The 20,972-nt window shown below is 65.7% G+C and carries 25 protein-coding genes; 14 read left to right on the top strand and 11 right to left on the bottom strand.

Annotation, left to right across the window (positions count from 1 at the left end):
* Positions 1-224 precede the first annotated feature (224 nt).
* Positions 225-1,832: an ATP-binding cassette domain-containing protein gene (locus AC5P7S_RS14465; protein WP_069140077.1), complete on the top strand. Its 1,608-nt coding sequence runs from the start codon at positions 225-227 to the stop codon at positions 1,830-1,832.
* A gap of 186 nt (positions 1,833-2,018) precedes the next feature.
* On the opposite strand, the gene AC5P7S_RS14460 is transcribed toward AC5P7S_RS14465, so the two are convergent.
* Entirely contained in the window at positions 2,019-3,344 is a 1,326-nt protein-coding gene (locus AC5P7S_RS14460) for a GTP-binding protein (protein WP_095379410.1), read from the bottom strand.
* Between the two features lie 69 nt (positions 3,345-3,413).
* Between AC5P7S_RS14460 and AC5P7S_RS14455 the strand changes: the two genes are divergently transcribed.
* Positions 3,414-3,785, top strand: a complete 372-nt coding sequence (locus AC5P7S_RS14455) for a MerC domain-containing protein (protein WP_095379408.1) — start codon at positions 3,414-3,416, stop codon at positions 3,783-3,785.
* Positions 3,786-3,862: 77 nt separating this feature from the next.
* On the opposite strand, the gene AC5P7S_RS14450 is transcribed toward AC5P7S_RS14455, so the two are convergent.
* On the bottom strand, positions 3,863-4,147 hold the full coding sequence (locus AC5P7S_RS14450) for a metal/formaldehyde-sensitive transcriptional repressor (protein WP_095379406.1): 285 nt from the start codon (positions 4,145-4,147) through the stop codon (positions 3,863-3,865).
* 50 nt (positions 4,148-4,197) lie between these two features.
* Here AC5P7S_RS14450 and dmeF point away from each other — a divergent pair, with 50 nt between their 5' ends.
* Positions 4,198-5,163, top strand: a complete 966-nt coding sequence (gene dmeF / locus AC5P7S_RS14445) for a CDF family Co(II)/Ni(II) efflux transporter DmeF (protein ID WP_095379404.1) — start codon at positions 4,198-4,200, stop codon at positions 5,161-5,163.
* Between the two features lie 87 nt (positions 5,164-5,250).
* On the opposite strand, the gene AC5P7S_RS14440 is transcribed toward dmeF, so the two are convergent.
* Complete coding sequence (locus AC5P7S_RS14440; RefSeq protein ID WP_005415073.1) at positions 5,251-5,535, bottom strand: hypothetical protein; 285 nt, start codon at positions 5,533-5,535, stop codon at positions 5,251-5,253.
* Positions 5,536-5,625: 90 nt separating this feature from the next.
* Here AC5P7S_RS14440 and AC5P7S_RS14435 point away from each other — a divergent pair, with 90 nt between their 5' ends.
* The 4 genes from AC5P7S_RS14435 (at position 5,626) to AC5P7S_RS14420 (ending at position 8,259) form a co-directional block, all read left to right on the top strand.
* Positions 5,626-6,045, top strand: a complete 420-nt coding sequence (locus AC5P7S_RS14435) for a hypothetical protein (RefSeq protein WP_095379401.1) — start codon at positions 5,626-5,628, stop codon at positions 6,043-6,045.
* 145 nt (positions 6,046-6,190) lie between these two features.
* Complete coding sequence (locus AC5P7S_RS14430) at positions 6,191-6,859, top strand: hypothetical protein (RefSeq protein WP_141239403.1); 669 nt, start codon at positions 6,191-6,193, stop codon at positions 6,857-6,859.
* Positions 6,860-6,974: 115 nt separating this feature from the next.
* Positions 6,975-7,352 carry a hypothetical protein gene (locus tag AC5P7S_RS14425; RefSeq protein ID WP_095379426.1) on the top strand — a complete coding sequence of 126 codons (378 nt, stop codon included), beginning with the start codon at positions 6,975-6,977 and terminating at the stop codon, positions 7,350-7,352.
* Positions 7,333-8,259, top strand: coding sequence for a class I SAM-dependent methyltransferase (locus tag AC5P7S_RS14420; protein ID WP_428993042.1), 927 nt, complete (start codon positions 7,333-7,335; stop codon positions 8,257-8,259). Before AC5P7S_RS14425 ends, AC5P7S_RS14420 begins: the two co-directional genes overlap by 20 nt.
* A 3-nt stretch (positions 8,260-8,262) precedes the next feature.
* On the opposite strand, the gene AC5P7S_RS14415 is transcribed toward AC5P7S_RS14420, so the two are convergent.
* Both AC5P7S_RS14415 and AC5P7S_RS14410 read right to left on the bottom strand, forming a co-directional pair.
* Complete coding sequence (locus tag AC5P7S_RS14415) at positions 8,263-9,231, bottom strand: polysaccharide deacetylase family protein (RefSeq protein ID WP_095379224.1); 969 nt, start codon at positions 9,229-9,231, stop codon at positions 8,263-8,265.
* Between the two features lie 103 nt (positions 9,232-9,334).
* Positions 9,335-9,994 (bottom strand): hypothetical protein, encoded by a 660-nt coding sequence (locus AC5P7S_RS14410; protein WP_170944957.1) that lies wholly within the window; start codon positions 9,992-9,994, stop codon positions 9,335-9,337.
* A gap of 134 nt (positions 9,995-10,128) precedes the next feature.
* Between AC5P7S_RS14410 and AC5P7S_RS14405 the strand changes: the two genes are divergently transcribed.
* Positions 10,129-10,809, top strand: a complete 681-nt coding sequence (locus AC5P7S_RS14405) for a hypothetical protein (RefSeq protein WP_095379228.1) — start codon at positions 10,129-10,131, stop codon at positions 10,807-10,809.
* A gap of 112 nt (positions 10,810-10,921) precedes the next feature.
* Here AC5P7S_RS14405 and AC5P7S_RS14400 read toward each other — a convergent pair whose 3' ends face one another.
* Positions 10,922-11,095, bottom strand: a complete 174-nt coding sequence (locus tag AC5P7S_RS14400) for a hypothetical protein (protein ID WP_005415066.1) — start codon at positions 11,093-11,095, stop codon at positions 10,922-10,924.
* Between the two features lie 9 nt (positions 11,096-11,104).
* On the bottom strand, positions 11,105-11,917 hold the full coding sequence (locus AC5P7S_RS14395; RefSeq protein WP_095379219.1) for an alpha/beta fold hydrolase: 813 nt from the start codon (positions 11,915-11,917) through the stop codon (positions 11,105-11,107).
* Positions 11,918-12,144: 227 nt separating this feature from the next.
* On the opposite strand from AC5P7S_RS14395, the gene AC5P7S_RS14390 reads away from it, so the two are divergent.
* The gene (locus tag AC5P7S_RS14390) at positions 12,145-12,624 is read left to right on the top strand and encodes a nuclear transport factor 2 family protein (protein ID WP_095379216.1); all 480 of its coding nucleotides are present in this window, start codon (positions 12,145-12,147) and stop codon (positions 12,622-12,624) included.
* A gap of 75 nt (positions 12,625-12,699) precedes the next feature.
* Positions 12,700-13,092: an XVIPCD domain-containing protein gene (locus AC5P7S_RS14385; RefSeq protein WP_065186643.1), complete on the top strand. Its 393-nt coding sequence runs from the start codon at positions 12,700-12,702 to the stop codon at positions 13,090-13,092.
* Between the two features lie 68 nt (positions 13,093-13,160).
* Here AC5P7S_RS14385 and AC5P7S_RS14380 read toward each other — a convergent pair whose 3' ends face one another.
* From AC5P7S_RS14380 to AC5P7S_RS14365, 4 genes are all read right to left on the bottom strand, one after another.
* Positions 13,161-14,306 carry a YncE family protein gene (locus AC5P7S_RS14380; RefSeq protein WP_095379214.1) on the bottom strand — a complete coding sequence of 382 codons (1,146 nt, stop codon included), beginning with the start codon at positions 14,304-14,306 and terminating at the stop codon, positions 13,161-13,163.
* 185 nt (positions 14,307-14,491) lie between these two features.
* A complete protein-coding gene (locus tag AC5P7S_RS14375; protein ID WP_095379212.1) occupies positions 14,492-15,505 on the bottom strand; it encodes an XVIPCD domain-containing protein in 1,014 nt (337 codons plus the stop codon).
* 2 nt (positions 15,506-15,507) lie between these two features.
* Positions 15,508-16,143, bottom strand: coding sequence for a hypothetical protein (locus AC5P7S_RS14370; RefSeq protein WP_095379210.1), 636 nt, complete (start codon positions 16,141-16,143; stop codon positions 15,508-15,510).
* Positions 16,140-17,066: an XVIPCD domain-containing protein gene (locus tag AC5P7S_RS14365; RefSeq protein ID WP_095379208.1), complete on the bottom strand. Its 927-nt coding sequence runs from the start codon at positions 17,064-17,066 to the stop codon at positions 16,140-16,142. The genes AC5P7S_RS14370 and AC5P7S_RS14365 overlap by 4 nt, the downstream gene beginning before the upstream one ends.
* A 215-nt stretch (positions 17,067-17,281) precedes the next feature.
* Between AC5P7S_RS14365 and AC5P7S_RS14360 the strand changes: the two genes are divergently transcribed.
* The 4 genes from AC5P7S_RS14360 to AC5P7S_RS14345 all read left to right on the top strand — a co-directional run bounded on the left by AC5P7S_RS14360 (position 17,282) and on the right by AC5P7S_RS14345 (position 20,664).
* The gene (locus AC5P7S_RS14360; RefSeq protein ID WP_095379205.1) at positions 17,282-18,151 is read left to right on the top strand and encodes a hypothetical protein; all 870 of its coding nucleotides are present in this window, start codon (positions 17,282-17,284) and stop codon (positions 18,149-18,151) included.
* 21 nt (positions 18,152-18,172) lie between these two features.
* The gene (locus AC5P7S_RS14355; protein WP_095379203.1) at positions 18,173-19,498 is read left to right on the top strand and encodes an XVIPCD domain-containing protein; all 1,326 of its coding nucleotides are present in this window, start codon (positions 18,173-18,175) and stop codon (positions 19,496-19,498) included.
* 97 nt (positions 19,499-19,595) lie between these two features.
* Positions 19,596-19,811, top strand: coding sequence for a hypothetical protein (locus AC5P7S_RS14350; protein ID WP_170944958.1), 216 nt, complete (start codon positions 19,596-19,598; stop codon positions 19,809-19,811).
* A 487-nt stretch (positions 19,812-20,298) separates the two neighbouring features.
* Positions 20,299-20,664, top strand: a complete 366-nt coding sequence (locus AC5P7S_RS14345) for a hypothetical protein (protein WP_065179808.1) — start codon at positions 20,299-20,301, stop codon at positions 20,662-20,664.
* The last annotated feature ends 308 nt before the right edge of the window (positions 20,665-20,972 follow it).

Below are 20,972 nucleotides of genomic sequence, written 5' to 3'. Positions count from 1 at the left end.
CGCGAGAAATCCACCCATGCCCGGCCCACAGTAGATCCACGCCATGCGTGGATGCTCTTGTAGTGCAGAGCCATCAAACCATTCAGCCAACCCCGCTATACTGGCCGCTCATTCCTCCCAGAGGCTCGCGACCAATGCGCCATTGATGCCGCCGTCTTCCCAACAGACGGCCTGACTCTTCCCGCCCCTGCGCGCAGGGGAGAACCGGCATCCATGGAGGTCGCATGACCACACATTCCCTCACGCTCGATCGCGTGTCGTATCGGCTGGCCGACGGCCGCCCGCTGTTTTCCGATCTGTCGTTTTCCTTCGATCCGGTCGCCACCGGCCTGGTCGGTGCCAATGGCACCGGCAAGAGCGTGCTCGCACGCCTGCTCGCGGGTCGGGTGCGGCCAGAGAACGGGCAGGTGCGCAGCAGCGGCCGCGTGTTCCTGTTGCCGACGCCCGGCTATCCCCCCGCCGGCACGGTCGGTGAACTGGCCGGCGTCGGCGCGGAACTGGCCGCGCTGCAACGCATCGAAGCCGGCAGCGTGGATGAGGCCGACTTCGCCTGCGTCGGCGACCATTGGGATCTGCGCGAGCGCCTGCAGCAGCAATGGCAGGCGCTCCGCCTGCCCGACGATCTCGATCCCGCCCAACCCGCCGCGCGTCTCAGTGGCGGCCAGGCCATGCAGGTGGCGCTGTCCGGCGCCTGGGCCAGCGGCGCCGATTGGCTGATCCTGGACGAACCCAGCAACCACCTCGATGGCCGCCATCGCCAACAGTTGTACGAACGGTTGCAGCAGTGGCGCGGCGGCCTGCTGGTGATCAGCCATGATCGCGAGCTGCTGGCGCAGATGCAGCAGATCGTCGAGCTCGACGCGCGCGGGCTGCATCGCTATGGCGGGCCGTGGCAGCACTACGCCGACGCGCGGGCCGCCGAACGCGAAGCGGCCGCCGCACAGCTCGACCACGCCCGCGCCCAGCACCGGCAGCAACAGCGCAGCGCGCGCGAGCAGCACGAACGCCAGCAGCAGCGCCAGGCACGTGGCAATCGCGATGCGAAGCAGGCCAACCAGGCACCGATCCTGCTTGGCCGGCAGAAACAGCGTGCCGAGGCCAGCCACGGGCGCGCGCAACAGGTACAGGCCGATCGTCTTCAGGCCAGCGCCGACCAGCTGCGCGCAGCGGCTTCGGCAGTTCACGCCGCGCCGGAGCTGGCGCTGTTCGCCGGTGACGGTGAACGCGGCAACGCACGTCTGCTGCAGGCGGAGTCGCTGGTGCTGCCGCAGGGTTGCAGTGCACCGTTGCAGCTGGAGATCCGCCGCGGCCAGCGCATCGCCGTGGTCGGTGACAATGGCAGTGGCAAGTCCACGCTCCTGCGCGTGCTGGCCGGCCAGCTGCCTGCACGCAGCGGCATCGTGCAGCGCCATGCACCACTGGCGCTGCTCGACCAGCAGCTGCTGGGATTGTCCGGCGAACGCAGCATTCTCGACACCGTGCAGGCCGCCAACCCAGTGGCGGATGCGGGTGAACTGCGCACACGGCTGGCCCTGCTCGGGCTGGACGCACAGCGCATCCAGCGTGCAGCCCACAGCCTCAGTGATGGTGAACGGGTGAAAGGCGCGCTGGCCAGCGTGCTGTATGCAGATCCCGCACCGCAGCTGTTGCTGCTGGACGAGCCGGGCAACGCGCTGGATCTGAGCGCGTTGCAGGCACTGGAAGAACTGCTGGCGGCGTGGCCGGGCGCGCTGCTGATGGTCAGCCACGACCGGCACCTGCTGCAGGCGTTGCGGCCGACCCACGTGCTGCAGGTGGGCACCGGGGGTTGGCAGTGGCGTGACGGCTTGTAGATCCACGCCATGGGTGGACCTGCTGCAGCAGCCGAGCGTCGGCTCGGCTCTACAGGATTGTCCGCAACGGATCGCACTGTAGAGTCGAGCCATGCTCGACTCCGCCATGCATCCATCCACGCGTGGCCTATCGACCAGGGGTAGTGCCGGCCGCTGGCCGGCAACCCATGGATCCTCAGTGCACCGTCACCGCTTCCACACCGGGAATGCCTGCGGCAGCTGTTGCCACAGCAGCGGCCCCGCACGCAGTTCCTGATCGTTGAGCAGGCACGCGTCCAGCTCCGCACGCACCGCGCGCTCATCCATGTGCACGCCAATCACCACCAGCTCCTGGCGGCGGTCGCCCCACAGCGGGTGCCACAGCCGCTGCATCGCCGAATGCGCGGCCGCATCCGGGAAGTCTTCCAGACCCGGCAACGGTGCGCTCCAGCAGTCGGCCTGCTGCCGCGCCCAGCCCAGGTCGCTGTACGGCAGTGGCGTGGGCGGCAGCAATGGCGCGGTGTCCTCCAGCCCAGCCCGCACGCGATCACGCGCGGCGTACCAGAACCCCGCCGCCTGCGTCCGCGTCGCGGCACCCACGGTATTCAGCTCACCCACCCAGTCCATGCGATTGGCCAGCCAGAACCAGCCCTTGCTGCGGATCACACCGGGCATCCCCGACTGCAGCGCGCGGGCGAAACGCGCGGGATGGAACGGTCGCCGCGAGCGATAGACGAAGCTGGCGATGCCGTACTCCTCGGTTTCGGGCGTGTGCTCGCCACGCAGTTCCTTTACCCAACCCGGCGCACGTTGCGCACGCTCGTAGTCGAAGCGGCCGGTGTCCAGCAGCTCCGCCAGGGGAACATCACCGAAGCGGGACAGCAGCAGCTTCGCGTCGCGGTTCAGGCCGCGCAGCACGGCCAGCGTGTCCTGCAGCACGTCGTCATCCACCTGGTCGACCTTGCTGACCACGATCACATCGGCGAACTCGACCTGCTCGCACAGCAGGTCGACCACCCCCCGGTCGTCATCCGGCCCGGCCTGCTGGCCGCGCTCGGCCAGGCGCAACGTGGAGCCGAAGTCGGCGAGAAACGCGCTGCCATCCACCACCGTCACCATCGTATCCAGGCGCGCGATGTCACTCAGGCTGAAGCCCTTCTCGTCGCGCACCGCGAACGTGGCCGCCACCGGCATCGGCTCACCGATGCCGGTCGACTCGATCAACAGGTAGTCATAGCGACCGGCGTCGGCCAGGCGCCGCACTTCCTGCAGCAGGTCATCGCGCAGGGTGCAGCAGATGCAGCCATTGCTGAATTCCACCAGCGTCTCTTCGGTTCGGCGCAGCTCGGCGCCGCCCTCGCGCACCAGCTGCGCATCGATGTTGACCTCGCTCATGTCGTTGACGATGACCGCCACGCGCAGGCCCTCGCGATTGCGCAGGATCTGGTTGAGCAGGGTGGTCTTGCCGGCTCCGAGGAAGCCGGACAGCACGGTGACCGGAAGGCGACGGTCGGCGCGGGAAACAGTGTTCATGTCGGAGCGGGTTGGCTGCGGAACGGAAATGTTACTGTATAACAATTGCTGCGCAAGGAACCTCCCCCGATGAAGTCGCCGTCTGCCGCCCTGCTTGATGCCGGCGCGGTTGCCCTGTCCAGCCTGTGCCTGCTGCACTGCCTGGCGCTGCCCCTGCTTGCCGCCGCGCTGCCGCTGTTCGGCAGCTGGGCCGAAGCGGAATGGGTCCACCTGCTGTTCGTGGCCATCGCCCTGCCGCTGACCGGGTATGCACTATGGCGGGCCGAGCGCCGCCATCCGTTGCCGGTGCTGGCCTGGGCCACCGCCGGCGCCGGGCTCGGCCTGCTGCTGGCCGGCGCGCTGGCGTTGCCCTCGCACGACTGGGAAACACCGATCACCGTCACCGGCAGCCTGCTGCTGGCTGCCACGCACATCTGGAACGCGCGGCACCGGCACGGGTAGTGCCGGCCGCTGGCCGGCAACCCCATGAACGCCGCACGCAACCTGCAGGTGCCGGCCAGCGGCCGGCACTACCCTTGCTATTTACCGTAGCGGCGCAGCAGTTCGACCAGCACTTCGGCCTCGGCCGCCCGCTGCTGCGGGTCGTCGGCGCCGACCACATGTTCCTGCAGGTGCTCGTGCAGCAGCTCCATCAGCAGGCTGTGGGCGGCGCCGCGCACCGCAGCAACCTGCACCAGCACGTCCGCACAGTCACCTGCTTCACCCTCGGGCTTGTCCAGCGCCTGCTCCAACGCTGCCACCTGGCCGCCGATACGGCGTACCCGGGTCAACAGCTGCTTTCGATTCTTGTGTACATGGGCCATGGATGGATCGTATACCCTATGGGGGTATCCTTCCACCCTCTGGTCTTCCCATGCATCTGGACGCCCTCGCCGCCGCCCGTCGCCACGAACACCGCTTCGACGACGGCAACCCGCTGGCCGAGCGCAATACCCGCCGCGCTCTGTGGCTCACCGTCAGCATGATGCTGGTGGAAATTATCGGCGGCTGGTGGTTCAACTCCATGGCCGTGCTCGCCGACGGCTGGCACATGAGTTCGCACGCACTCGCGCTGGGCCTGGCAGTGTTCGCCTACCGCTGCGCGCGCCGCTACGCGCACGACCCGCGCTTCGCCTTCGGTACCTGGAAGATCGAGATCCTGGCCGGCTATACCAGCGCCATCGCCCTGCTTGGCGTCGCCGCGCTGATGGCGGTGCAATCGCTGGAGCGGCTGTGGGTACCGGCACCGATCCACTACAACGAAGCCATCGCCATTGCTGCGGTCGGGCTGGGCGTGAACCTGCTGTGCGCCTGGTGGCTGCACGACAGCCCGGGCCACGTGCATCACCACCACGGGCATGACCATGGCCATCACCACGGCCACAACCACGATCACACCCATGCGCACGGTCACGACCTCAACCTGCGCTCGGCGTATGTGCACGTGCTGGCCGACGCCGCCACCTCGGTGCTGGCCATCATCGCCCTGCTCGGCGGCAAGCTGCTGGGCCTGACCTGGCTGGACCCGGTGATGGGCCTGGTCGGCGCCGTGCTGGTCACGGTGTGGGCGATCGGCCTGCTGCACGACAGCGGCCGCATCCTGCTCGACGCGCAGATGGACGCGCCGGTGGTGGCCGAAGTACGCGAGGTGATCGAACAGGGCCCGTGGCCGGCGCGCCTGGCCGACCTGCACGTCTGGCAGGTGGGTCGCGGCAAGTACGCGGTCAGCGCCAGCGTGGTCACCAGTGACGCCACGCTGGATGCCGATACCGTGCGCAACGCGCTGGCGATCCATGAAGAGCTGGTGCACGTGACGGTGGAGATCCATCGCAGCGCATGACCCGCGTCCGGTAGTGCCGGCCGCTGGCCGGCACCCCATGAGCACCGCACGCAACCTGCAGGTGCCGGCCAGCGGCCGGCACTACCGCTACAGCTTCAGCATCATCCGCAGCAGGTACATCAGCAGCGGCAGCGCACTCAGCACTGCACCGCCGATGCCGATCCACGGCCAGCGCTCACCGCGCACGCGCGAGGCTACGGCCAGGCCGCCGCCCACCAGCGCCGCACCCAGCACGCCCACGCCCAGCCCTGCGGCCATGCCATTGCCACCCGCAGCGACCGCTGCCTGTGCCGCCACGGTGCCTGCCCCCCACCCCACTGCAATACCCAGCCAACTGGCCACGCCGCACCACGGTGCCTTGCCCTGCGCCATCCGAAAACCCCTGTGTCCTTGCCGAATTTCTGTACGGGCCACGCCCGCATGCCGCCTACACTAGCCGCACCTGCCCTGTAGGGACATCCCATGCGCACGCTCCGCCTGCTGCTGCCCGGTGCCCTCCTGCTGCTGACCGCCGCCTGCAGCGGTGACGCCGGGCTTCCGTTTTCCACCGACCCGTTGCAGGGCTGCTTCGCCACCGGCGCGCGCAAGCCGGCCGACTTCCGCATCGACAAGGAAGGCGGCCAGTACTTCGTCTCCTTCAGCCGCGGCGACCAGTGGCAGCGCGAGCCCAATGCGCTGCACAAGGCCACCCGCAGCGAGATCAGCCGCTACTTCCGCGATGACGCCGAGCAGATCGACAGCGCGTTGATCCGCATGGCCGGTGGCTTCGGCATCTTCCACTTCAACAAGGACGCGACGTTGAAGGGCAAGGCCAGCGATAGTGACTACATGGCGTTGATGCTGATCGGGGCCGGGCCGGTGTATGCGGTGAAGTGCATTTGAGCAGACGTTTGCGACGGCTTCTTTCGTGGTTAACAGTCTGAAACATAAGAAAATTTTCAAAACAACGATAACTGGATAGGTATCTCGTCGGGCGACCAGAACTCAGTTCAGCATCAGCTCTCCATCCCAAAAGAGGAGCTGAGACATGAAGTTGAAGCAACTCGCCTTTTTGATAGCGGCCTTTCTGCCCGCGACCGCCATTGGCGCTAGCGAGCGCCTAAGCATAGATGTCGTAGTCGCGAATCCAGACGGAAGTGTCAGCGTAGATAGGACAAGCAGCTGGCCAGACTTCAATGGCGGCATCGTGGACGTGACACAGCGCCTGAAACAAGATGATTTTGGGAGACTCAGCTATCGCTATGAAGACCAGAGTAGAGCCACGCAGCTCTATCACCAAGCCTATTGCGAGTCGGTGGAAATGACACCCTCAAGCGGGACCATGACGTTGTCGGGTCCCTCCACCGGCTGGTCTTGCTACAGCGATGATCCCGCGCCCCCTGCCGACCCTGTGAACAGTATTGATTGGGCAACGGCGACTGCACCAAGTGGTCGGGTACCCGTTGGTCAGAATATCTTTCCCATTGGGAGCGGGAGTTGGGAGAGCTCTATTGGCGGCATGAGACGTTCAACCCTCAGCGTGGACAATGGACGCTGTATTGCACAGGAAATCGACCACTACGCTGGGCCGTTCAGAGGCAGAACCCAGTTTGGCGTCAATTGCTATTTTTCGCAGTCCAAGTTTGCAAACACCATGATGGAGACCTGCATCCCCAAGCAATGTGCCACCAATAGAGGGACGATCTTCGCTCAATAGCTCCTAGAGGGAGATGCCCATGCCCAAAGGCAGGGCATTTCTCGTCCATGCATCAACGCCATCTACTCATTGGCAAAGGACTGACGAAATGACATTCAGTCTTGGATATTGCAACATGCTGCCCCTCCTGCTGATGGCCGGTGCAATACAGTCTCAGGGGGCCTATGACGAAGTCCGGCAGCTGCCCGATGGCCAGACTCTGATCATGCGCACCCTGGACTGGGATCTCGGTGATGGTCGCCATGAGCGCGTTACCGTGCATTGGCTGCTGCAGGAGGACGGCCGCATGCGCTACGACTTCGATCGGCAGCCACCGCAAACTCAGGAGGCCCATCGTCGATCGTGCGCGCGGCAGGGCATGCAGCCGTCGCGTGGCGTCGGCATGATCGCGGGGGAAGGGACCACACACGGTTACAGCTGCACCAGCGCTAGCGTCGGGCCCACGCCCGACTCCTCCCTGCCTGCATCCACGCATGGCGTGGACCTGCTTTGACATCGGCTTGGCTCTACAACAGCTGCGGTACCATGCCCTCCCCCGAACCGCCCCGGTACCCGCCGTGCCCCATTACACCGGCCCCCTGCTGACCCGCGACAGCGCCGATACCCTGCGCCGTGCCCATGACAAGGGCGCCGCCGACTGGCAGGGATCGCTTGACCTCGGCCGCAGCCAGGACAGCGTGGCGCTGGATGCGGACGGCTTCCACTTCCGGGGCCAGCCCTACCCTTGGCCGGGCAAGCTGAAGGACCGCACGCTGTACTACTGGGATGGCGAGGAATTCGCGCCGATCTCGCGCTACAGCGGCTCGCTGATCAAGCTGGTGCCCACCGAATGGGGCGCACCGACCTTCGAGATCGACGGCATCAAGATGCTGCCGACCTCGAAGCTGTCGCCGTTCGAGGATGCACGCCGCAAGGTGGAGCTGGTCGCCCCGGCCGGCAAGGTCATCCTCGATACCTGCGGTGGCCTGGGCTACTTCGCCGCCTGCGCGCTGGAGGCCGGTGTCGGCCAGATCCGTTCATTCGAGAAGAACGCCGATGTGATGTGGCTTCGCACGCTCAACCCGTGGTCGCCGGATCCAGACTCGGCTGCCGCCGGTGGTCGCCTGCAGTTCAGCCACGGTGACGTTTCGCAGCAGATCGAACGGGTGGCCAGCAACAGTGTCGACGCAATCCTGCACGACCCGCCGCGCTTCGGCATCGCCGGCGAGCTGTACTCGCAGGTGTTCTACGACCACCTCGCCCGCGTCATCCGCAAGGGCGGTCGCCTGTTCCATTACACCGGCGCGCCGAACAAGCTGACCAGCGGCCGCGACGTGCCGCGTGAAGTGGCCAAACGCCTGGAAAAGGCTGGTTTCAAGGCGGAACTGGCGCTCGACGGCGTGCTGGCCGTCAAGCGCTGAGCCTCACTCCGAATCAACCTTGGCCAGCTTCATCACCCACGCCGGCACCTCCGGTTCGCCGGCGTAGAAGTCCTTCGGCTTGTTCTCCGCCATCGCCCAGCGATGCAGCCAGCTCGGGCCATAGCGGCCGTTGTAGCCTTCCGCACCCCGCGCATACGCCGGGTCACGCATCGCTTCGTCCAGTGAAATGAAGCGATAGCCGCGGCGCTTCGTGGCCGCCACCAGTTCGGCAAGGGTGGCCGCATTGAGCTCGTTGGCGTGCATCAGCCACACCTGCGGCAGCGCGTACCCCAGCAGCGCCTGCGACTGCTTCTCGTAGTAATCCAGCTTGTTCAGCATGTACGGCACGTAGCCCTTGCGCAGCTGCGCCAGCGTCGCGTCGCTCGCCGGCGAATCCGCCTGCTCGTTCATCACGTTGGCATAGGCGAACGCCCACACCCATTCCCCGTTGTCCACCGTCACCGGTGCCACGCGATAGCCATGCTGCTTGAAGAACGCCTCCATCTGCACGCGCTCATCCGCGGTGCGCCCGGCCCGCAGGTAGGGGTGGCGCATCCACTGTGGCGCCTGCCCCTTCTCGGCCAGCAGCGGCCGCAGCACCGTTTCGCCGCGCAGGAAATCCTGCTGGAACGCCGCCACGCCTTTCGCATTCAGATCCATGTGCGAGTACGTGTGGTTGCCCAGCACATAGCCAGCCTCGCGCCAGTCGCGCAGCATCTGCACCCGCGCCGGCTGCACCTGTCCATTCACCTCAAGCTTGTTCTCATTGACGAAGCCCACCACCGGCACGCCGGCCTCGCGCAGCTGGGCCATCAACGCTTCGTGCCGCGCCTGCAGATCCGGCGGCACGATCTGGTCCAGCCGTGCCCATGGCAGATCATCGATGGTCACCGCGATACGACGGTCCACCTCGGCGGCGTGTACGGCCAGCGAACACAGCAACAACGGCAACGCACGCAGCAACAAGCGCATCGGGTCTTCCCTAGAGTGGCGAGGCGTCGACTGTAGCGCGATTGCCGCGCGCCGCCGAGCGTGCGCTCTGCATGTCTCGGATCCGGTCGGCCGCGGAGGCCCGTCAGGCCACTGCCGATCGTGCCGCCCGAACCCGCACGATCGCCCGCCACAGGGAGATGCCGCCCACCATCGTCGCCATCAACAACGCCACCAGCACCAGCGCCAGGTCGTCCGGATTGCGCATCAGCGTTGCGTTCTCACGCGTCAGGATGTGGAACACCACGGACTGCGCCTGCACCAGCGGGGTATCGCCCTCCGCCCCCAGGTCCATCAGGCATGCCGTGGGTGACAAGCGCGCCACGCTGTTCCATGCGTTCTCGTACAGGTGCAGCGTCCACCCGGCCAAGCACAGTGCGCCGCCATGCAGCAGCAGCAGCGCCACGTTCGCCGTGCGCAGCCCATCGCGCAGCCACAGCGCGCGGCTCGCGCACACCGCCATCGCACCCAGCAGCGCCAGCACGATGCCCGCCAATGGAATCCAGCTCAATGGCTGCCAGTCGTCCAATGCACCGGCGCGCGCCATCACCTGTTCGGCCATCTGCAACCGCGCCTGCTCATCCGGGCCACCGCACGCCGCGGTGATCGGCTCCAGCAGCAGGTCGACGCGGCAATGGAAGAACCCGGAAGCCAGTGCAACGGACAGCAACGCGACCAGCTGCAGCATCAGCAGGATCGGCCCCTGCCCACAGATGCGGCGGATTCGGGAGGTGGCAGCGCTCATCGGTTCATCCATGACAGCAAAGAGCCATCCTAACCAAGCAGTTCGCACGTGTCGGCTGGCGGATGCGACACACACTACGCAGCGCCGTTACGATGGCACGGTTGTTTGAATGCGAATTTTCCTTGGTGTTCCCGATGGTGATGCTGTACCTGATCGTACGAACGCTGCTGCCCCTGCTGGCATTCGTGCTCGCGTGGTGGCTGCTCGCGCGCCTGATCGACGCGCGCGTCGCCCGGCTGCCACGCGTCCCGTTGAACCTGCCGGCGCACAGCACCAGCCCGCGCAGGAAGGATCGGCGCATCTACGCGCGCAAGCTGCGGCGCAAGCCGGGGCTGCGCACGGCGACCCGCGCCGCCGCCGCGCCGCGCAGTTGGCGCTTCGCCGCGGCCATCCTCTCGCTGATGGCGCTGATCGCCACCGTGCTGGTCATCCCCGATGGCGCACGCTTCCAGGTGATGGTGGGCAATCTCATCGGTTATGCAGGAACCGTCGTCGAGGCGCAGGTTCCCGTGGCCGCACAGCCCGTCGTGCTGCAGGCATGGCAACCCGCGCTCGCACAGCTGGGGCGGCCCACGGCGATGCGCTACCCGATCGGTCGCACCGGCGGTGAGCATGAAGCCCGTGCGGTCGTGCCCGTGCAGGTCCGGCAGCAGGGCGACCGCCTGCAGGTGGCCATCGCGCTGCCGTTGGACACCGAAATGCTGCGTGCGGAACTGGCACGGCTGGCCGGGTTGCCAATCGAGGCCATTGACGTACAGCAACGCGACGTTGCGCCGTGGAGGGAGGCGGACTGGCAGCCACTGCCCGGCCCTTAGCGCCGAGCCCATGCTCCGCTGCCCTTTGCCCCCCTTCTCCGGACGGCACGCGCTGCGCGCGCCAGCCGAGCATCGGCTCGGCTCTCCACCAGGCCCGCACCCAGCCTTTGAATCACGACCCACGCGGCAGCTTCGCCGCCCACATGTTGTCCACCAGGTTCGGATAGCGCCGCCCGTTCTCCTCCGCCCGCTGCCGCGCCGCGGCCTTCTGCGCATCCGACAGCGGTTGCGACGTCTGGCCCTTGGGGTTGGGCTTCTTCCACGGGGGTGTTCTGGTCTGGCGCATGGCCGCAGCTTAGCGCTTCAGGAAGTTCAGCAGGGCCAGATTGAAGCGGTCGGCGTGGCTGGTGTTGCAGCCATGTGGCGCGCCTTCCAGGATCACCACTTCGCTGCCCTTGATGGCCTTGTGGGTACGCTGCCCAGAGCCCTCGAACGGCACGATGGCGTCACTGTCGCCGTGCAGGATCAAGGTCGGCACCGTGATCTTCTTCAGGTCATCCCGGAAATCGGTCGTGGCGAACGCCTTCATGCAGCCCAGCGCCGCCGCCTGGTCGGATTGATGGCACAGCGCGATCGCCGCCTGGCGCGTCTCCTCGCTGACCATCAACTGGCCGTTGGCGCTGAAGAAGTCGCGGGTGAAGCCATCGAAGAGCGCTTCGCGGTCCTTCTCCAATCCGCTGCGCATTTCATCGGCCTTGGCCTGGGTCAGTGGCCCCTGCGGATTGTCGTCGCTGCGCAGCAGGAACGGCGGCACAGCGGCCGCGAACACCACACTCTGCAGGCGATCCTGGCCATGGTTGGCCACGTAGCGCGCCACCTCGCCGCCACCCATCGAGAAACCGACCAGGGTGGCGTCGCGCAGGTCATGCTCCTCGATCAGCCCCGCCAGGTCCGCCGCCAGCGTGTCGTAGTCATAACCTTCGGCCGGCTTGTCAGAGCGGCCAAAGCCACGCCGGTCGTAGCTGATCACCCGATACTGGGCGTCGCGCAGGATCGCCACCTGCGTCTTCCAGGCATCGGCGGACAGCGGCCAGCCGTGGATCAGGATGACCGGGCGGCCATCGCCACCCGTGTCTTCAACGTGCAGGCGGATGCGGGAAGCAGGCATGGGAGCTCCTGTGGAAGGGAAGGAGTGCAGGCTAATGGCCGTCACCTGTGGCGGCCGTGAGGGAATCCCGGCCGCTCATGACATCCCCTGCACAGGCAACGGCCTCAAGGCTGGAACCGGGCCGCCAATATGGGCATTCATTCCGTGGCAGGGCCGTTTCGTCGGAAGCCGGCTGCAGTGGCCCAAGCGCCATGCGAGCCTGCGTGAACCCTCCCTGGAGCTTCGCCATGCTGCTGCTCACCCTCCCCCTGCTGGCCGCCGGCCTCGCCGCCGCACCCGCGCCCTCCGATGACCTGCGCGAGCAGATCCGCCAGGCCGACACCCAGCTGTTCGCCGCCGCCTTCGAGGCCTGCGATGCTGACAAGGCCGCCGCGATGACCACCCAGGACATGGAGTTCTTCCATGACAAGGATGGCAAGTCGGCCAGCAGCCGCGAGGACTTCCGCCACAGCGTGGCCAACCTGTGCAGCAGCGCGCGCGAGGGTGGCTGGCAGCTGCGCCGCGAGCTCGTGGAATCTTCGCTGCAGGTGTTTCCGCTGCACGATGAGCGGGCGCTCGAAATCGGCGACCACCGTTTTTACGAGCGCGGCAAGGACGGGGTGGAACGCTGGACCGGCCAGGCCCGCTTCATCCAGGTCTGGCGCCGCGTGGACGGGCACTGGCTGGCCGAACGGGTGATCAGCTATGACCATCGGCCGGCGGACTGACCTTTCCGGCGCCCTTCACCGGCCGGATCTATACTGGCGGGGTTCACCCCGACCCACCGCTACCGTTCGATCGCCATGGCAGAAATCACCCCCAACCACCCCGACTACGGCCTCAACCAGCAGATCCGTCAGGGCGTGGCCGCACTGGACGCCCAGCATGGCCGTGCGTTCGACCAGACCAGCGAACGCCTGACCGCCAGCCTGACCGTGCTCGCCCGCGAACAGGGCCTGCAACAGGTCGACCACGTGCTGGTCAGCAACGCCACGGCCCAGCACTCGGCCGGACACAACATCTTCGTGGTGCAGGGCGACCCGGCCAATCCGGCGCACCTGCGCGCGATGATGCCGACCGCGGTGGCGGCGCAGACGCCGGTGGAGCAGTCGATGCAGAAGTTGGGGTTGGATGTGCAGCAGCAGGTTGAGGCGCAGGCGCAGGAAATGCAGAACCCCGCGCCGCGGCTGGGGTAAACGCTGCGACATGAAATAGGGGCAGCGCGTTGCGCCCTGCCCCTGCGTTTACAGCCTGTGCACCGCTGTTACAGCTGGATCCGCGCCACGCTCTCGTCAGCGCCCTTGTCATCCTTCTCGCCGTTCTTGATGCTCACGAACAACACGTTGTTCTTCGCATCCAGCGCCAGGCTGTTCGGGTGGGTCGGCACCTTGTAGGTCGCCACCTTCTGGTAGCTGTCACTGTTGTACGCGGTCACCGTACCGGCTTCGCGGTTGGTCACGTACAGGCGCTTGCGCGGTGCATCCAGCAGGATACCCAGCGGGCCGGCATCGGTCGGGATGCTGGCCAGTTCCTTGCCGGTGCTGCGGTCGAGCACCAGCACGCGCTGGCCCGGATGCTTGCTGACCAGGCCGCTGCTCTTGGCCTGGTAACCACGCAGGAATTCCGAGCCCTGGTCGGTCACGAACAGGCGCTTGCCGGCCGGATCCAGCGCGATGTTCATCGGCTGCTCGGCGGCGATCCTGTGCTGCGCCACCACCTTGTTCGAATCGGTACCCACCACCACCAGGTCGGCCAGCAGGTTGCTGGTGTAGACGCGCTTGTTGGCCGCATCCAGCGCCAGGCCCGGTGCCTTGGCATTGCCCAGGCCGTCGATGGTGTTGATCACCTTCAGCGTGGTGGTATCGATCACGAACAGCACGCTGCTCACGTCCGGCTGGCTGCTGTGGCCGGTCACGTACAGGCGGTTGGCCGCGCTGTCGACCACCAGCTCGCGCAGGTCATGGGTGTAGGCGGCCTTGCCGTCCTTGCCGGTCTTCTTCTCCATCAGCTGGAGGGTGCCGACGGCCTTGTTCTGCGCGGTGTCGACCACGGTCACCGACAGGTCCACGGTGTTGCCCACGTACAGGCGGTTGTGGGCGTCATCCAGCACCACACCGAACGCCTTGCGCTCCAGCGGGATGCGGGTTTCCACGGCCAGCGTGGCCGGGTTCAGGCGCAGCACCTGGGCCGGGCCGGCGTCATCGCCGAAGCCGCCGGACGAGGCCACGAACACGGCGTTCTGCTTCGGGCTGTAAGCCAGCTCGTACAGGCCCTTGGCCACGGCCTGGCGCTGTACAGCGGCGGTGGCACTGGCGGCGGGCGCGTTGTCGGCGAACGCGGAGGGCACGCCGAGGCTGAGCAAAACGGCAACGGCCAGGGCGGCCGAGCGGAAGAGAGGAGTACTGAACATGCGAGCGTCCTTGAATGGGCACGGGAAGGTGTCCTGGCTCGCTGGGCCGTACTGCGACGGCCCGCCCCACATCTGTCTGCGCGGGGTGGGCTGGCTGGGGATGCGGGGGAATGGTAGCAGGTGGGGGGCGTGGCGTGCGCCGGCGCGGGAATGGCCGACGCTCGACCTCGATGCTGCGCCCGCCGCTATGCCATCCGTGGGCCGTGGCTCTGCTGAAGCTGCTGCTCCTCCTGCAGGCGCTGCGCGTCTCGTTGCGGCTCATTCTGCTGCAACTGCGCGACCCGATCGAACGAGGCCTCCACCGGTGCCTGCGCAGCCACCTCCGCCGGCATGCTGGCGCGCTGGTGTGCCGGGTCACTGCGGTCCCCCTGCACGATGAACAGCTGCGGTGCGGTATCACCGCGCTGCTCGCCCAGCACCACCTCGTCCACGCGCGAGAACTGCTGCTCCTTCGACAGCGCGAGCAGGCTGGCACTGACATTGCCGTTGCGCGCCCCGAAAGCGCCGAGGTCGGCTACCTGCTGGTGGATCTGGTTGAGGCGGGCATGATCGTCGTGCGCCGGGTCTGCGGGCGTGCCGCTTGCCGCGAGCGTACTGTTGCCGCGCCACTGCTCGCCGTTCTCGGTGAACATCCACTCGCGGAAGGTCTGCTTCGGCATCGGGTTCCACTGCACCTTGTCCAGTTCGCTGCCCTTCACCTGCTGCGGAATGGCATTGACCGCGCGGATGTTGTCCAGGACCCTGGTAGCGCCCTCGTAGTTGGTGATCTCCCCGGCCAGCCCGACCGGGCGCAGCCCAGCGTGGTTCAGGGCACCCCATGCGAAATCGGTGCACGCGTTGGAGAAGAAGTCGTACTCCATGTCGAAGCCGTGCTTCTTCGGGTTCGCCGAGAACTCGAGGATGCGGTCGTACTGCTCCTTGCTGATCTCGATCGTGCGCTCGAAGCGGGGCTTGTCGTAGACCAACACATCCATGTCATCGACTTTGCCCCTGTTCGGCTCGTCCTTGGTGCCTGCGTGGGTGAAACCCATGCTCTCCGGCAAGGGTTCACCCGAACGGCGCAGCGACAGGAACATGTGCCCCGCGAACGAGGGCTCCAGCAGAAACCTGTTTCCCTCAGCATCACGGCCGTAGCGCGGCGTGCCGGGGGCCGCCAGATGAATGGTTACGCTGTAGCGTTCGGCATCGTCCTTGTGCATGTTCACTTTCCTAGTGATTGATAGCCAACGATCAGTTCTGCTTTCAGGCCTTCCAGCCGGGGCCGATCCTCCACAAGGTCCACCCGCAGAACGTAGCGCCCGGGTGCAATGCCTCCGACCTGCGCCAACTGCAACGTGCGATAGAGCACCTCTTCAGAGTACAACCCGGCCTCGGCCAAGCTGTTGATGTCCACGCTCCCCGTCGTCAGGTCTGTTACCACGCCATCCTCCCCGATTTTCTGAGAATCGCGTCCATCGCGAGTACGCTGCCAGAGCTGCACAGGACCAGGTGCACCGCCATCAATACGCTCCAGGCGCAGCCGCGTTGGCAGCCGTCCCAGCGTGATCTTCTCCGAAGCATCCAGCAGCCGTCGCCCATCGGTATCCTGCAGCCGCAACCCGATGTTCAGGATCGGAATGGCCGGCTTCTGGGGCGCCGGCAAATCAAACGTGACCTCGGCAATCCGACCGGCCTTCTGCAACTGCACGGCCCGCGTGAGCGGCACAACCGTGCGGGCCTCGGCCTGTGCGCGCGTCAGCAGGGACGGCGCAACCTCAGGCGCTGGTGACGCACGGCATGCCGCCAGCGCGCCCAGCACCGCCAGTACCACCAGCCTCCGCCGAACTGGACGCGTCATTGCTCCTTCAACCGCAGCGAATCGGCCACATCGGTCTTGGCCGCCACCTCGGTGGCGATGCTGGCGCGGCGGTGCCCTGGGTCGTTGCGGTCGCCCTGCACGATGAAGATGCTCTCGGCGGCATGGCTGTTTTGGGTCGGCCGGCTGAGCAGCACGTGGTCCACGCGCGAGAGGTTGTTCTGCTTGGCCAGCACCAGCAGGCTGGCGCTGATGCGCTGGCTGGCCGCATCGAACGGGCGCCCATGCGCGGCATCCAGCTCGGCCACTTTCTGGATCAGCTGCGAGAACAGGCGATGGTCGGGGTGCGAAGGGTCCAGCAGCGTGCCGGCCACTTCGATCGGCGTCGGCGGCGGCTCATCGCTGGCACGGTCGCCCTGGCGATGATGCTCGGCCTCGCGCTCGGGCATCGCGTGGTGGATTTCGGCATTCAGGTCGCTGCCCGGGAACGGCGCGGCAATGCACTGGATCTCCGGCAGGTTGAACAGCACCGCGAACTCGCCCAGGTTGCTGCCCCCATCCAGCGGCGCCGGCAGCGGATGCAGGCCGGCGTAGTGCAGGGCCGCCCAGACGAAATCGCTGCAGCGATTGATGGTGGCCGGGCGATCCAAATCGAATTCGAACTCGGCTGGTTCCTCGGCGAAATCACGCAGGCAGCCGTAATGCTCCTCGGTGATTTCCAGAGTGCGGCTGTAGTACGGGTCCAGATGCTCGTCGGCATCGTCGTGGCGTACCTGCGCGTACTGCACGCCGGTGCGGGTTTCGCCCGGTGCTTGGCGCGGCGGCGCGAAACCGTAGCTGTGAGCCTCGTCGCCCGCAGCGACCTGCAGGTACATGTGGCCGCGCGGCGAAATGCCCCCACTTTTCAGCGGGGTGCCGGGCGCGGCCAGATAAAGGGTTACGGTGTAGCGTGTTGCCTGCTCCATGCCTGTTCAGCCTTGATGGGTGCTGCGGTCCTGGGCGGATGATGGCATAGGTGGGATAGGGGGCAGGTGGAGGAATTGAGGACGCCGATCGCGATTTGCTGAATATGTGAGCCAGCGTGCAGTACTGGACCCGGGCGTGAGCAAGGTCCCGGCAACGACTGGAGCTTGCCATTCCACCGATCTATAGTCGTTCCGGTCATGCAAGGGAATCGCCCATGAGCAGAGCACCGGCTTGCCGGCTTGCCTCCTTCGCCCTGGTGGCCGTGTTGAGCACCACCGCCTGCGCGAAGGCCCCATCCACGGAAAAGGACCCGAACGGAACCCCCATGTCCGAAACCGCAACCAGCCCACGTACGGTGGGCGGACAGACCTACACGACGCAGCCGGTGGAAGCTCGGCTTGGCCCGCACCGCTTCATGTTCCCGGCCAACCTCTACTACAACCAGACGGGCCCCCTGGCCGATGGAGGCGTCATGCTCACGGTGTTCTGGCCGGATTTCGATGCAGCGCCCCCCGGTGATCGCCCGGTGCGCAGCTCGCAGGACAGCCGGCGGCAGGTACTGGTCGAGCTTAGATACATCGATCGCGTTCCCATCCAGAACTATCTGGCACGTCGGTCCAGCAGTGAGGCCACCAGCGCACCGGGATCACTGGAGCGAAGGGACCCGGTAGAGAACCTCGCGCTGCGCGTTGCACAACCCGAACGCTGGGGTCTGACGCCGTATGCGATTGACCCATCGTTGATGGCAGCCTATGCAAAGGACTCGGAGGCTGCGCTGGGCAGGCCTTACGTGCACAACCCGGGGATGGAGCCAGACTGGTATGTGGCCCGCTCGGCGGAGGGCCAACTGACAACGTTCATCAGCTGCGACCCGGCAGATCGGATTCCTGACGGACTTGTAGTTCAGGGAAAGACACTTGAACGCGCTGGCGAAGGCCAGATCGCAATGTGCCGCCATTCCATCGTGGACGTGGGCGACAGCATCGCGATCGAGATGAACTATGCACGCGTCATGCTGAGCGACTGGCAGCGACTGGAAACCAGCGTTCGTGATCTTCTGAGCCGCTATCGCGTTCAGCCGTAAACCGCATCTCAAGGATGAATCATGAGCGGACTTACCGATAAGGACATTCGTGTCCTGTCCTCCTACGCGAAGGAGGGAAACCGCGAGCTGTATTGGAACTATCTCGCGCAGCTTCCCAACAATGATGGCTACGGCCTGCTTGCGTTGGGTGTTGTGCGCAACGACAGCCTCCCCGGCCGGGTGGCCAACAGCTTTGCAACCGCCGTTGCCGAGCAACAGGCCACGCTGTTCGGCAACGAGAAGAACGTAGCGTTCACCGAACGCAGGCAAGAAACCTTCGGCCAGGATCTGATCAGGAACGACCTGGCGGAGCGCAAAAGTTGGATGGAGGCCGGCAGGCCCGATCTGGCACTCAACCTGCCCTACACCAGCACGCTCAAATCCCACGATGTTTCGTTCGAAAAGAACGACCTCAATGTGAACTGCTGGACGCCACGCTTGCTGCTGGTGTCCACGGAGCACAAACGCGGCGAGCAGGCAGCCGAAAAGGTCTGGCAGAACATGCTCGACAACAGCGCTGCCGGCGCATTCCGTGCTGGCAAGACGGCCGTCAGCGTGCACCTGGATATGCCGCAGCCCGCTGGGCATTTCTACTTCGTTGAGCTGAGCAAGTTCGAGGGCGCAGCGCTCCTGCAGCGCGACGCCGTAGATCCGAACGTGATTGGTACCAAGTTCGACTATCACAGCTACGACGCCAAAGACGGCAGCTGGAACCGCACAGTGGGCGTTCCCCCGCTCGATAGAACAACCAAAGAGACCGATCCCGCCGAGATTTCCGCGTTGAACGAGACCCGCGAGGTTCGCCTGGAACGCGAGGTCAAGGCGAAGCAGTTTCATCCTGAAGATCCCTACAGAGAGATCGCCAAGAGCCCGCGCGTGGTGTCTACGCAGGAGCCCGAGCCTCTCTTTAAGGAAGGACGCCGAATCGCGGCGATAGAGCCAGGCAGCCCGGACTATGCCCTCCATCAGCAGATTCGTCAGGGCGTCGCTGCACTGGACGAGAAGCACGGCCGCCCCTTCGACGCGACCAGTGAGAACCTCGCCGCCAGCCTGACAGTGAGGGCACGCGAGCAGGGTCTGGAACAGGTGGACCATGTGGTGCTGAGCAACGCCACGGCCAATCAGCCGGCGGGTCACACCATCTTTGTTGTACAAGGCGACCTATCTGACCCTGCCCACCTGCGTGCAGGAATGCCCACTGCCGTGGCTGCACAAACGCCGGTGGCTGAATCGCTGCAGCAACTGGCTGTGGTGGGCGATCAGCGCGAGCTCGCCCGCCAGAATGAGCAGCAGGCGCTGGATGCACGTACGCAGGAACAGCAGAGCCACGCCATGCGCATGGGCTGATCGCCCAGATCGAGGCGGCCTCCCTTGGGGCAGGAGGTCGCAGCCCCTGAGACCTCCCCAGGTCATCCTCCCCTGCTTCGGGAGGATGACCATGACCATGACCAAGATCGACCCTGCATGGCTGGAAGCTTTCGACAAGGAGCTTCTCTACCTGTTCGCCATCGATCATGGTGACGCAGGCATGGATGAGTACCTGCTGGGCTGCTACGCAGACCTTCCTCCACACGACGCGGCGCTGGCGTTCGGCAGCGACTACGACCTAGAGCGCGACGATGCGCTGTGGCCTCGGCCGCGCGTAGCGGTGCAAAGTTAAGTTGTGTCGCAATCGGCACGCTGCGCGAATGGGCTCTGTGGGCTACGTGTCGCTTTTGGGATCCCGAACAGCTGCAAACCGTGCTTTTCAATGCGCATTCGGGCTGTAACTTAACACCGTCCGAAACCACTGCACCGCAAGGGTTCTGCCACGCGCGCCCCATGCAACAATGCTGTAAGCGTCAGCATTTGCGGCCTCTGCGGCCCACGGTTTCTTGGCATCTCGCAACCATGCGAGTACACCTTGGCATGCCACCTCGCACTAGGTGGCGCGGGACTCGAAAACCCGTCTGAATACCCAGTGCTTTGCGCTTGCCAGTCGGCGTCATCTTCGGATGGCGCCGGCTGGCAATCCGTTCGCGATCCATGGCGGGCGGTGCGTGGGGGTCCTCGGACCCGCCGGATTGGGTATTCACCGGTTTTCGAGACACGCACCGTCCGCCGCCTTTATCGGTGGCGCTGCTATCTGTCCTGTACGGAGCATTGCCATGAACACATCGGACTTCCGTTCCCTGCACGCGCAGTACGATCCGGACAACGCCGAACCCGAGCGCGAACCGTCCGTCGATCCCAACGCCTTCGTCGCCACGCTGCACCGCATCGGAACCGGTGCGGCCGCGGACGGCCAGCCTTGGCCGGAGCGGCATCAATTGCCCGGGCGTTGCCTTCAGCTGGCGGATGCGGATTGTGCGTTGGCTGGTTTGCGCGTGGTGGCGGAGTTGATGCTGGCTGCGGAGCGGACTCGGCAGAACGGCGCGCCCGAGGAGTATCTGGGGGATCGGGTGATGGAAGGGTTGAAGATGGCGTGTGTTGCGTTGACTGCTCAGGTAGCTGAGCGGTTGCATGGGGGGTAGCCCTGAGCCACCTAAATTCAAACCGCATTTAAAGCAGAGCGAGCCCAGCCAGATCCCTTTTGCTATCACAGCTCCGGATCATTTCATCTCTGTCGACTGGAAAACAGCATCTGCGCTTCGATTCCAGATTGATCCAACTTCGCCAATAGTGTTAACCAGCACAGGCTCATCAAACTGATCGCGCTCCAGCTCTGAGAGTGCGACGAGAGGCGCCCACCATACAGAACTCGGAGCCCTCAAGTTCCAAACCGCCAACTCATAGCAAGCATGCCCCTTAGCAAGCTTTACTAGGACTCGCTCCAGTCGAT

Source organism: Stenotrophomonas sp. YJH_SMC_32 (assembly GCF_059369975.1).
The sequence above is the reverse complement of the archived record's forward strand: the minus strand, read 5'-3'. Positions and strand labels throughout refer to the sequence as shown.